The sequence below is a fragment of the Geobacter psychrophilus genome, assembly GCF_056821595.1.
Window position 1 is genome coordinate 3,923,286 of record NZ_JBXDTU010000004.1, and the last position, 11,581, is coordinate 3,934,866.

Below are 11,581 nucleotides of genomic sequence, written 5' to 3' on the forward strand. Positions count from 1 at the left end.
CATGAAGAACATCGTGCGTGGCGGTATGTGACCACTTGTCCAGGCTAGAACAAACATGGTTGGCTCTTTCTGCCCAATCGTTCTAGCGTCAGGCGTTTGCACTCTGTTTTCAGGTCTCTACGCTGTAAACATCCAGAACAAACATCAGGCCGAGTGCACCATTCGTAATCCTTTGATGAATAAGTAGGCCACTTCATTAAATTTGCTCCGGTGGTTGTCTAATTAGTATTTTTAGGCAATATGGTTAATGTAAAAGTTTGCCGTCGCAGCTCCCGAATCGTGTTCCGATCATGCCGGGCGTCATCACGATATTTCTTGGCAAGGTCTATCAACGAATCAATCACGGATCCCAGCGCCGGCTGGTGCTTGTAGATCAGATCCCGACCTCTCAGATCAGCTTCAAGTTCCTCAATGGTTTTCATCTTCCACCCGATCCCCGCACCAAATAACAACGGTAGTTTCGTCATGAGCATCCAGATCAACCTCTTCGATCTCGGTCAGGCAGTCACCCCGATCAATACAAACCGGAGAATCACCGGGCAGGTTGTGGACCTCTTTCAACTCCTCCAGCTGGCGGATCAACTCATCGATCGTGATCACGAGTAATACCCCCGGTCATAGTTTTTTTCCTGCACCAGCCGCCAAATCTCATCAAGATCAACCCCGTACTTTTCCTGGGCAATCCTCAGACCGGTTTCCGCAGAATGATATTTGTCCATAATCTCTTCTATGGTATGTGGCAGGTCGGGAGTCAGCACAGATACTTCAATCTCTCTCTGCTCACTGGCCATATGCCCTACCTGGGTGGCCAATCCGTTTTCAGAAACAAACTTGGTCCGGGGAAACTGAAACTGGAGGCCCGGCAGCGGTTGCCGGGAATTCCACAGGGAAGATGCTAATTTTATGTCCGGATTATGCGGCCCTTCACAGCCGCACTTCCGGCACATCCAAAAATAAGTATTTGTTTCATCAATAATGACGTGATCCATGTAGAGGGAAGTCCCTCCACAGAAAGGGCAGGGTTTCATGCAGCCTCCTTGAGATGTGTCGCATAACCCTTGAAAATCTCCAGCTGCACACGGCCCCATTCGGTCACCAGCTTCTTGAACTCAGCCAGCATGCCGTTGTGCCAGGTCTCGTTCAGTCGTTTGGTCAGATCGCGGTACTTGGTGCGCAGATCGGGGCGGTGATCGTCAAGCCAAGTCCATACAGAACCATCATCCTGCAGCGTCTCGGGCCATTTATCTTTCACCACGGATTCAATCCGGGTAATCATGGCCTGGTATTCGTTCTTGCATTGCTGAAACATGGCATTGTCCTCGCTTGTCATGGTCAGTAGGGAATGTCTTCATCAGCGGAGTTGTCAGTCGCCTGAATCTCCAACGACTCCAGGTAAGCGCGGATCGGGCCATCTCCCCCACAAACACCATCAGGATCTTTCTGCCGGATCAGGCCCTTGACCCGCACCACATCACCAACGGAAACCGAATCAAGCAGCTTGTCGCCCGAGGCAAAGAACTCATAGGTCTCCTCATCGTTGCCTTCTCTGTTCAATGCAACCAGAAACCGCTGGCCACCATCATTAAGACTGCTCGGCTGATGGGATACCTCACCCACAACGATGAAATATGCCCGCTTGGTCCCGCTCTCCACCGGTTCAAACCCGTACAATGTGAAGTTGGAAAGGAAAGGGCTGTTTGAATCCTTCTGGTACTGGGAATAGATCCCTTGCAGCTTGAACAGACTTGACTTTTGCCTATTCCAGACGCGTTTCAGCTCATCGATGTTGCCGTTCTTCTCGTACATGCGGCAGTAGGCTGTCACATCGCCGCTGAGGGTGCTCGAAACATCCGCAGTGAGAGTGACGTACTTCTTTTTGCTCTCCTTGGTCATTTCATCCTTGATTTCCGTGATCCGGCCAATAACGATACCTTTTGTGAAATGCTTACTCATTGCCTCTCTCCTTTGTCGCTCAAGCTGGAGCAGTGTAGATACTCATCAATTTCTATTTCTGTGGCCATACACTGGTGATCCGTATTGTGCCGGCAGGCCTCATGCAGGCAGTTCTTCACTTTTGCCATTCTTTTTTTCCGCCTCTATTTTTTCGTGAAAATCGTTGTAGCGTTGTCCTGATTTCCTTATGAAACCAATCATTTCACTTAATGTTATGTCGCCAATCGGCTTGCCACTCTGATAAACAGCCGAGGCCAGAAAGATGCCGGCTAAGGCGTTGTAATCAAGCACTGCGCAGATTTCCTGCAAGTGATCCATCAGTTCCTTTTCAAACAAATCAAGCTCTGACATTTTTACCTCCCCTGGCGATCCGGTATACGGAAGCAATGCTGATTCCCACTTCATCGGCTGCAGCCTGTTTGGTCTTGCCGCCGGCCAGCAGCTCCAGCACCGCGGCACTCTGGTTGCGTGCCGTCGGCATCCGGCCTTTGTATGCGCCCTCGGCCTTTGCGATCCGGATGCCTTCCCGCTGCCGCTCCAGCATCATCTCCCGTTCGAACTGGCCTATGGCTGCCAGCATGGAGAGCATCAGTTTTCCGGTGGGTGAGCTGGTATCCAGGTTGATATTCAGCACCTGGAAGGCAACCTTCTTGACCTCAAGGGCCTCAACGATTTGTAATAGGTGTTTGGTACTGCGGGCGATGCGGTCCAGCTTGCAGACGATAACGGTGTCACCTTCGCGGACATACTCCATCATTGCGGCCAGCTGGGGGCGGTCCTCCTTGATGCCGGAGGCCTTCTCCTGAAAAATCTTCTCTACAGCCGCCGTTTCCAGCTGCTGCAGTTGTGCGGTCAGTTCTTGCCCTTCGGTGCTTACTCGTGCGTAACCTATCTTTGACATGACTTCCTCCAGTCATTCCTCTGGTGGGATTTCCGGGGAGGGGAGGGTGAGGAGCCCTCCTTTCGGTGATCAGCCTATCCCCGGATGCTGTTATGGTCTGACGCCTTCCAGACCGTGAAATGTCTTTTCTTCGTACAGATGACAGTCAGGCAGGGGCAGATTTCTGGACCAGCTGGTCAGAAAGTGCATGCAATACTGTGAGTGGGTCAGGATCCCGCACCTATTCTTGCATGACTTGCACAAGGTCTCGGGCATATCATTCCCCTCTTTGCGGCCTTGATTGTAATTCGTAAACAGCCGCCAATAATTGTTCGTACTCATCGATTTGCGCTACCAACCTATCTCTGATATTGATCTGCTCATCCAGCATCGCCTGCTGTGAATCTTGGTCAATCTTGCCGACAACACCCATAATCAGCAGGAAACCGATAGCCCCCAAAATCACTTGCCATCTTTTGTACTGTGTTTTTTTCATGGCGTTTCCTTCCTCCTTTTCCATGTGGGCCATGGCCCCGGCTTTCGTTCCATCGGTCAATAGCCCCGATCGTGTCTTCTGCCATGCAGATCAGCTGCACGTCGTACTCGGACATCATGGCTTTGCGGCTTCCTGTTTTGCGGCCTCACTCAGTCTCCACACCCTGGTCACCAGATGGTCGCACTCACGGGCGATGTCAGGCCACTCGTTTGACTGGACCCGACCATCAGCCAGGGCCAGAGACAATTCCTTCATCAGGTGGCTGAATTCCATCGTCACGGCGGAAACCTCGGCGGCCACCTCCGAAACATCAACACCGATGACGGGTACAGAAAAGGCCACACGCCCCAATGCCCGCTCAATGTAATCGAGCGTTGCAAAGCAGTTGGTGGCCTTCGTCAATGGGATCAAGTGTCGCAATTGAAAATTGAAATCTTCCAGATTTGGATTGCCGGCGTTGGCAAGGTATGAATAGCTGATGCCCAGGATGTCGCAGAGCCGCTTAATTGGTACATCTGACTCATGAATGTTTTCGTGAAGGCTATCTTTGAGAGTGCTCATAAGAAATTCCCTTGAAACTTCTAATTTTTTTACGACGGCAAACGGGTCTAGTGTCCAACTACGCGGCTTCTCGGGTCTCATACTCATAGATCAGACCTTCCGCAAGGGCTGCACGAATCATGTCTTTGATCTTTGGCCCGGCTCCGCTGCAATAGTTCCCGTTGATCAGCATGTGAACGGTTTTGTAATTAAACACTTCACCGTTCGGGTGCTTGTGATCCCGGCACCATCCGGAAAGGAATCCGCGTTCCTTGCGGGTAAATTCGCTCCAGTCATAGCAACCTGGGGAATGGATAGTAGTTTCGTTAGAAGGTTCTTGCATGGCTGTATGCTCCGTGTTAATTTCTGTAGAATTACTATCTACAGAAATAATACAGATATTGAATTTAGTCAACGGGAAAATACAGAAAATGAATAATTTTTCTAACAGGCTGGAAATATTAATAAAAGAGAATAAGACAAAAAAGAAGGATCTTGCTGCTGCAATAGGTATGGCCGCGTCCTCAATTACTGAAATGGTAAAGGGGCGAAATAAATCAACAACTCCAGTGATAAGGGCAATCGCCAGCTATTATCACGTCAATCCAGAATGGCTGGAACATGGTACCGGTGAGATAATGGAGCCCTTAAAAGAGGGTACAACTATGGTAAATATCGATGAAATTGAAGCGCGGGGTTTTGATCTTCGCCCAGAAAATTACATCCAGATTCCACTCTATAATGCCTTGGGCAGTTGTGGGGTAGGGTCCATCAATCACAATGAGCACGTTGAAAGCTGGCTATCATTCACCAAAGAATATGCAAAGATGACATTCGGCTCCTCGGGCAGCGGTTTGTGCTGTATCCGGGCAACTGGTGACAGCATGCAGCCGACCATTTACCCAGGCGATCTGATTGTCTTGGACTCGGCAGAGGCATTTATTGCCAGAGATAGTTCGATATATGTGCTTCAGATGGGAGATACGACGTTGGTAAAGAGGATCCAAAGATTGCCTGGATATAAATTTCTGATATCATCGGATAATCCAACCAGTTGGAGTAAAGAAATGAACATGGATGATATGGATGCCGGTGAATTTAGGGTTGTTGGCCGAGTCGTATTTATTGGAAAGTTGGCTTGAAATAGTAATTATTTTAATATACTTGATTCCAATTGGAGGGACGTATGCAAGAGTTCAGAGAGCGGTTAAATCGTCATGCAGCGCATGTCAAAACAAATGGCGTACATTGTGGCACTGAAGAGACCACCAAACAAGCCTTGGTACTTCCTTTTTTGGATATCCTAGGTTTCAGCCCCTTTGATCCGCAAAAAGTTAAAGCTGAATACGGTGCTGATCTTCCTGGAATCAAGGTTGGTGAACGTGTGGATTACGCTCTTTTCTCCAATGGCCAGCCAGTTATGTTTATTGAGGCGAAGAGTTACAATGAAAAGCTCACCAATCATACTGGCCAGGTTGCCCGTTATTTCAATGCAACCACTGGTATCAAGATGTCAGCAATAACCAATGGTAAAGAATGGCGCTTCTTTACGGATCTGAATAATCCCAATGTTATGGACTCCACTCCATTCTTAACAGTGAACTTTGAATCACTGGGCGATAACGATGCTGAACAACTTGCCAACTTCCGATATGACTACTTTCAGACCGATAAACTTAAAAATTTTGCAGAACAGCGGGTCTATATTGATTTGTTCACCGGTATCATTGGGACCTGTTTACGTGATGTTGATTCTGATTTCGTTAAATTTATTGCATCACGTGCGGCCTTACCGAAACAGCTCACCACTAAATATCTGGAAGCCCTTGGGCCAATTATCAAACAGGCCGTGGCCGATTCCCTGAGCAGTATGGTCGTTAGTGGTCTTTCTGTCACACCGTCAGATCCTAAACTATCTACATCCGTTGAATCTGTTGTTGATAACGCTGAGAGGGATTGGATAGATCCTGAAAATAGTAAGATCGTAACAACTCCGGCAGAGCGTAAGCTGCTTAGCATTACTCACATGATTCTTGATGGACAGGTCCTTGAAGGTGAAATTGTTGGAAAAGATACGGAGAGTTACTACACTGTACTTTACCAGGGCAAATCAAACCGTTGGTTACTGCGATATCTAGGTGACCGTGGAAAACCCGCAGCATATTTTCAAATAGAGCTTACTGATCAGCACAAGGCGCTCATCAAGAGGGCTGGCCTTGAACTGGGCCCGGGTAACAGCGTAATACTTCCAAGGCCAGAAAACCTTATAAAGCTTTCCGGTATCATCTTTGATGCACTGTCTTATTGTCAGGAAGATAATAATTTCAAGGTTAAGAAAAAAGAAGATCAGGTCAATAACGGCACATTATAATTTTTGGGTATACAGAGGAAATAATGAAGCTGATCTATTTGGTTCTCATACTACTGATCACGGCAGGTTGTGGCGATACAGTGAATAATACCACAACAGCAGCTCCAGCAACTGGAACCACCACCACTTTGCCCTTCGCTAACTTTACAGGTCATCCACCTACTTTAGCGGGCGCTGCGGCATTCATTCCTTCAAATACATTCTGTACTTCGAAGATGAACGAAGTATTCTCTACTGAGGGGGCTCCGTTAAGTATCGATGTGACAGACGGCCCAGGGACATCTCGTCGTGAATGGTTATATGAAACTCCCGCATTACGTTCAAAGTATTATTTCACATGGAGTGATACCCAGTTGTCATTTGGTGAACGGTGTTACTTTGATTTCTATCACAACTACACAATCATCCCGTAAATGTCCGTCCGTCCCTACAAAAATAAAAAAGGTGAGATAGTCCCAAAAGCCTTCGAGATTGATTGTTACCCCCAGGGCCGCAAGGGGAAACAAATCAAGAAGGTTGTATTCGATACAACGGAGGCCTTTGCCAAACGGATCGAACTGGCCCTCCGCAGGCAACACTCTAAAACAATGCCTCACGATCCCAAGGTAGTAGATGTCTGGGATGAATGGTTGCGCTGGTACGCTCGTGATCATGCCGAAGGAACTATTACAGATATCGGATATGCAGCACTGAAACTGCTTGATCACTTCGGACAGTGGCATTTATCCCGCCTGTCTTTGCCGCTTTTCGAGAAATACCTTGATGATCGTCATAAAACGCTCTGGAGCCCTCCGAACAGTAAAGTCAAGCCTACCCCTGTAAGCAAGAGCAGGATCAACACAGAGATGAAATACTTCGGCGCGTTTTTGGATTACAGCATCAAAAAAGGGTACATGCTGAAATTGCCGTTCGATCTTCCCAAATTCAAGAAACTTCCCAAGCGAACTGCTAACCTTCCAAGTATTCCTGAAGTTGACAAGCTCCTTACTGAGTGCTCCGACAATGCCCGGCTGGCTGTGTTGCTTTACCATGACGCCGGCATGCGCAGAACTGAAGGGCTCCATGTAACCGTAGAAGATATAAATCTTGATGAATCGAAAATCAGGGTGATAGGGAAGGGCGATAAAGAGCGGTATGTTGCCATCGGTACGGACAGGCTCTACCAGGAACTTGAAACCCGCATTGCAGAGGTCAAGACAGGGTTGCTGATTAAAAACCCCACGTCCGGGGAAGCTTTCAAGGATCTTCGAAAAGGTATCGAGGCGGCCGCCGATCGGGCCGGGGTGAGCAAGAATATTTACAATCATCTCTTCAGGGGGACACATGCGTCTCGGCTTCATGATGCCGGTGTTTCTTTGGTCGATATTCAAGAACAACTCGGACATGAAGTGATTGAGACCACCCGAAAATACATAACGACAACCCTGGGGAAACGCATTGGAAGGGTGAAAAAACTGGATGGATATCTGACCAGAGAAAAGACCCGCCTCTGCAACCAAGAAGCGAAAAAAACTAAATCAAAAGCAAAATAAAGCTGTTACGGTTCTATACACAGTCCTGGGGGTCTAGTGGTCGCAAGTTCAAATCTTGTCGCCCCGACCATATAAAGCAGCCACTCAGGAGAGATCCTGGGTGGCTGTTTCTATTTAAGAAGAGTCTCTTATCAAAGGAACGTGTAAAACCTTGTAGTTATCCATCAATTGAACCGGTCATTACTTCTTCCAGTTTTTTCATCGAAGTGTCGTCCCACTTCGATGAAAAAATATCAATGCAAACAGTTTCATTCATGTCTGGTGTCGGAAAATGATTTAATTGGAATTTGCGGCTATTGACGTTCACCATTTTGACCACAGCAAGCAAAACGTCATTGGTATCACAATACTCGCTATGATGCTGAGCAACGACATCGCGATAGATCTGTGGCAGGTTCAGATGGTCCATGATTAGTGTTCCCATTTCTATGTGCTGCTCTGCAAATACCGTCAATAAAAGATTTCTATCAAGGATTATATTGTTGTTCCTGTCTTGACTAATGCGTTCCAGGGCCTTGAGCAGGTTCAGTTTGCCGATATCGTGCAAAAGACCGGCTAAATAGGCATGATCGGCAATAGTCTGATACCCTGTCTTCAATGCGATTACTCGGCAACCGACAGCGCATGCGTGGGAATGCAGCCAGAGGTCCTGCATGGCGCTATGTACGACGGGATCATTGGAAGCGTGCACTGAAGCATGGGAGGCAGCAATAGCAATATTTGCAATCTGTTGGGTGCCTAATCGTATGGCTGCATTTTCTATGGTTTCACATCTGCCTCGACCCATATAGGACGGCGAATTAGCCATTCTGAGAACATGTGCCGAAAGAGCCTGATCTTCTTTGATAATTCGAATAACATTGAAAAAATTGATATCAGGCTCGGCAACCATCTTCAGCAGTTCCAAAGCGATCGGCTCGAATACCTTCAACTCAATTGGTTGTGAGTATATAGTGTTGTACAGTTCTTGTGAAACCTGCATGGCACATCCTTTCAAAAATTCATGAAAATAATCTGTTACAAAAGATGAAGAATCAGCATGTTCCTACGGCGGAATCCAGTAGGGGAAGCCTGGCGTCACAAGGATCTGCATGCAAATCAGCAGGCGTATTTTGTGAAATATATTCGGTGGTGCCCGAAATTAATTCAAAAAACTGGTCGGCGGGAAGCGGTCGGCTGAAATAATATCCTTGGACCTCTTCGCAGCGGTGTATTCTGAGAAAATTGAGTTGTTCTACCGTCTCAATACCTTCCGCTATAACCGTGAGGCCCAGGCTGTGTGCCATGGCAACAATTGCCCTGATAATAACAGATTTGTTTCCTTTACCGATTTCCATGACAAATGAACGATCAACTTTCAGGATGTCGAGGGGGAATCTCTGCAGGCAGTTGAGCGAAGAGTAGCCTGTACCAAAATCATCTATGGAGAGACTGACCCCCAACTGTTTGAGTGCAATCATCTTCTCGATAGAATCTTCAATATTGTTCATCATTAGACTTTCGGTCACTTCAAGGTCCAGGCAAGACGGTTCGATGCCGGATGTATTCAATATGTCCCGTACCATCTCCACAAGGTCTTTCTGATTGAACTGCCGCGGAGAGAGGTTTACCGCCATCCTAAGGTTAGGTAGACCCTTTGCTGACCAGTTCATAAATTGAAGGCAGGAGGTCTGGAGTGCCCACTTTCCCAAAGGGACGATCAGACCGCTCTCCTCGGCTATGGGTATAAATTCTGCCGGTGAAACTGACCCCAGCTCACTGTTTGTCCATCGCAGAAGAACTTCCATGCCCACAATCCTACCTGAATCAAGATTGATCTGAGGCTGGTAATGGAGGCTCAGCTCATTTCGCTCGATGGCATGATGAAGTCGCGATTCGATCTTCATGCGCTTATGCGCCCTGTGGTTCATCTCTTCAGCATAGAACTGGATGCCGTTCCGGCCACGTTCCTTCACGTTGTACATGGCTGTATCGGCTTTCTTGAAGAGAATCTCTGCCGTATCTCCGTCATCAGGAAATTGGGCTATCCCAATACTGGTGGTAAGATTGACCTCCTGGCCTTGCAGATTGAATGGCTTGGCAATTTCTTCCAGGTAACGGTTTGCAATGGTTATCACATTATTCTTGCTGTTAAGGGTTGTCAGTACTGCAACAAATTCATCTCCGCCAATGCGGGCGATCGTATCACTGGATCTGAGCAGTAACTGCAGCCGCTGGGCTGCGGCTCGCAACAATTGGTCTCCGTACGAGTGCCCCATGGTGTCGTTAATGACCTTGAAATGATCGAAGTCCAGCAGCATGAGGACGATGCGTCCCTTTCTTCTTCGGGCCATGGCGAGCGAGTAACTGAGCCGGTCATTTAACAGGATGCGGTTTGGCAGGCCGGTAAGCGGATCGTGATTGGCTTGATACATAAGCTTATTCTCGAAATTCTTTCGCTCAGTGATGTTGTGAATGATGAGTGAAAGCACGGGCTTGCCTTCGTGATTTATCTTGCTGGCATTGACTTCAGCAAATACAGTGTTTCCGGATCTGTTGACAAGTTTCAGTTCACGAGTTTGTGTGAGAAGCCGGGTAAACTCTTCTCTGAGTTCAGCATGAGTGCCGTCGAAAAAGGTCAGCAGAGAGCAGCCCCTTATTTCCTTGAGCGGCATTCCTGTCAATGATGCAAAAGCTGCATTGGCATTCAGAATAAAATATCCCTCCATCGTTGTTATGACAATCCCTTCAGCCGCTCGTTCCACCAGGGTGTGGTATTGCATTTCCGATTCGCGTTGTTTTTGCAGTGATGACGTCAATCGATCGAATACTGCATAGATACCACCAGCAGACAGGAGACTCATGCATGCAAACAGAATGAAGAATTTGTTGACTGTACTTTGACCTTGCATTGCTATGTTGCTGGGAGAGCTGATCTTGAGCATGAATGCATCTTTGCCGTAAATATCATGAAAATGACTGTAGCCGTAAATGGTTTCATTATCAGTTATGACATATGCATCAGTCGGGTTTTTCAAGTGAGACAGAATCCTGTGAGACTCTTTGTCCTGCTCTGAAATGGGTAATTTCCTTATGGCGAGAGTGCGTTTTGTCCTTTTTGAAATTTCCTGCAATTCGGAAACCGAAAAATAGCGTGCCATAACAAGCGTACCTTTGGCAGGACCCTTGTAGTCACTGGTCAATACTGGACGTGAACTTGACATGAGAATGCCGTCAGCGGTAGTGATAAAGCCTTTAACGGCAGCTTCTTTCACTGGATTGGCCAAAAGCGGAGACCCGGGTGAGAGCTGGGATTTGATATCGGCAGGGATGGGCAATTCACGGTTGTTGCAATAGTCAAATAGTCGACAGTAGATCACGTTGCCGTTTGTATCCAGATATGCAATCAGATTCAGGCGTAGTTTCGGAAAGATTGCATCGGCAAGATTTGTTTTGATGAAAGCGTGATTCCCATTCTGAACAAATCGGTACGCATCATCCCAACCGGAATAGTCGCCGGCGATCGTGTATATCTGGTCCAGTTCATAGTAGATGCTTTCATTGGCGCGTGAGATTTCTGTTTGCATCCTACTGGTTTCAAGTCGAGAAAAACTGTCCTGAAAAAGATAGCGAGAACCGAGAGCAAAAAGCGCCAGTACAGTCGCAAGTGTAATTAATATAACAATAATGGTCTTGGCACGATGCCTCATACGCGACCTTTATATAAAAAAATGTCATGAATAAATGCTTTTTAAAAATAGTATCACAAAAAAAAAAAATATCAGTTAAGGGAGTTTTTTTGATCAATATGAAAATTGTGCGGGTATGCC

The 11,581-nt window shown here is 47.2% G+C and carries 16 protein-coding genes; 4 read left to right on the top strand and 12 right to left on the bottom strand.

Annotation, left to right across the window (positions count from 1 at the left end; translation table 11 throughout):
• Window positions 1-218: 218 nt before the first annotated feature.
• From ACOCF6_RS20815 to ACOCF6_RS20860, 10 genes are all read right to left on the bottom strand, one after another.
• The gene (locus ACOCF6_RS20815) at window positions 219-422 is read right to left on the bottom strand and encodes a hypothetical protein (protein WP_482462237.1); all 204 of its coding nucleotides are present in this window, start codon (window positions 420-422) and stop codon (window positions 219-221) included.
• Window positions 409-600 (bottom strand): hypothetical protein, encoded by a 192-nt coding sequence (locus ACOCF6_RS20820; protein WP_482462238.1) that lies wholly within the window; start codon window positions 598-600, stop codon window positions 409-411. Before ACOCF6_RS20820 ends, ACOCF6_RS20815 begins: the two co-directional genes overlap by 14 nt.
• Complete coding sequence (locus ACOCF6_RS20825) at window positions 597-1,028, bottom strand: Lar family restriction alleviation protein (protein WP_482462239.1); 432 nt, start codon at window positions 1,026-1,028, stop codon at window positions 597-599. The genes ACOCF6_RS20820 and ACOCF6_RS20825 overlap by 4 nt, the downstream gene beginning before the upstream one ends.
• Window positions 1,025-1,309 (bottom strand): hypothetical protein, encoded by a 285-nt coding sequence (locus tag ACOCF6_RS20830; protein WP_482462240.1) that lies wholly within the window; start codon window positions 1,307-1,309, stop codon window positions 1,025-1,027. Before ACOCF6_RS20830 ends, ACOCF6_RS20825 begins: the two co-directional genes overlap by 4 nt.
• Window positions 1,310-1,332: 23 nt before the next feature.
• The gene (locus ACOCF6_RS20835) at window positions 1,333-1,953 is read right to left on the bottom strand and encodes a hypothetical protein (protein WP_482462241.1); all 621 of its coding nucleotides are present in this window, start codon (window positions 1,951-1,953) and stop codon (window positions 1,333-1,335) included.
• Window positions 1,954-2,052: 99 nt separating this feature from the next.
• Window positions 2,053-2,304: a hypothetical protein gene (locus ACOCF6_RS20840; protein ID WP_482462242.1), complete on the bottom strand. Its 252-nt coding sequence runs from the start codon at window positions 2,302-2,304 to the stop codon at window positions 2,053-2,055.
• Window positions 2,291-2,854, bottom strand: coding sequence for a recombinase family protein (locus ACOCF6_RS20845; RefSeq protein WP_482462243.1), 564 nt, complete (start codon window positions 2,852-2,854; stop codon window positions 2,291-2,293). Before ACOCF6_RS20845 ends, ACOCF6_RS20840 begins: the two co-directional genes overlap by 14 nt.
• 256 nt (window positions 2,855-3,110) lie before the next feature.
• Window positions 3,111-3,329 (bottom strand): hypothetical protein, encoded by a 219-nt coding sequence (locus tag ACOCF6_RS20850; protein ID WP_482462244.1) that lies wholly within the window; start codon window positions 3,327-3,329, stop codon window positions 3,111-3,113.
• A 114-nt stretch (window positions 3,330-3,443) separates the two neighbouring features.
• The gene (locus ACOCF6_RS20855) at window positions 3,444-3,890 is read right to left on the bottom strand and encodes a phage regulatory CII family protein (RefSeq protein ID WP_482462245.1); all 447 of its coding nucleotides are present in this window, start codon (window positions 3,888-3,890) and stop codon (window positions 3,444-3,446) included.
• A 58-nt stretch (window positions 3,891-3,948) separates the two neighbouring features.
• Window positions 3,949-4,212, bottom strand: coding sequence for a hypothetical protein (locus ACOCF6_RS20860; RefSeq protein ID WP_482462246.1), 264 nt, complete (start codon window positions 4,210-4,212; stop codon window positions 3,949-3,951).
• Here ACOCF6_RS20860 and ACOCF6_RS20865 point away from each other — a divergent pair.
• The 4 genes from ACOCF6_RS20865 to ACOCF6_RS20880 all read left to right on the top strand — a co-directional run bounded on the left by ACOCF6_RS20865 (window position 4,211) and on the right by ACOCF6_RS20880 (window position 7,772).
• Complete coding sequence (locus tag ACOCF6_RS20865) at window positions 4,211-5,011, top strand: LexA family transcriptional regulator (RefSeq protein WP_482462247.1); 801 nt, start codon at window positions 4,211-4,213, stop codon at window positions 5,009-5,011. The genes ACOCF6_RS20860 and ACOCF6_RS20865 overlap by 2 nt on opposite strands.
• A 44-nt stretch (window positions 5,012-5,055) precedes the next feature.
• Window positions 5,056-6,240, top strand: coding sequence for a type I restriction endonuclease (locus tag ACOCF6_RS20870; protein ID WP_482462248.1), 1,185 nt, complete (start codon window positions 5,056-5,058; stop codon window positions 6,238-6,240).
• Between the two features lie 23 nt (window positions 6,241-6,263).
• Window positions 6,264-6,653, top strand: coding sequence for a hypothetical protein (locus ACOCF6_RS20875; protein ID WP_482462249.1), 390 nt, complete (start codon window positions 6,264-6,266; stop codon window positions 6,651-6,653).
• 174 nt (window positions 6,654-6,827) lie between these two features.
• The gene (locus ACOCF6_RS20880) at window positions 6,828-7,772 is read left to right on the top strand and encodes a tyrosine-type recombinase/integrase (RefSeq protein WP_482462250.1); all 945 of its coding nucleotides are present in this window, start codon (window positions 6,828-6,830) and stop codon (window positions 7,770-7,772) included.
• A gap of 157 nt (window positions 7,773-7,929) precedes the next feature.
• On the opposite strand, the gene ACOCF6_RS20885 is transcribed toward ACOCF6_RS20880, so the two are convergent.
• Together ACOCF6_RS20885 and ACOCF6_RS20890 are read right to left on the bottom strand one after the other, a co-directional pair.
• Window positions 7,930-8,754 (bottom strand): HDOD domain-containing protein, encoded by an 825-nt coding sequence (locus tag ACOCF6_RS20885; protein ID WP_482462251.1) that lies wholly within the window; start codon window positions 8,752-8,754, stop codon window positions 7,930-7,932.
• Between the two features lie 52 nt (window positions 8,755-8,806).
• Entirely contained in the window at window positions 8,807-11,461 is a 2,655-nt protein-coding gene (locus tag ACOCF6_RS20890; RefSeq protein ID WP_482462252.1) for a bifunctional diguanylate cyclase/phosphodiesterase, read from the bottom strand.
• Window positions 11,462-11,581: the final 120 nt, after the last annotated feature.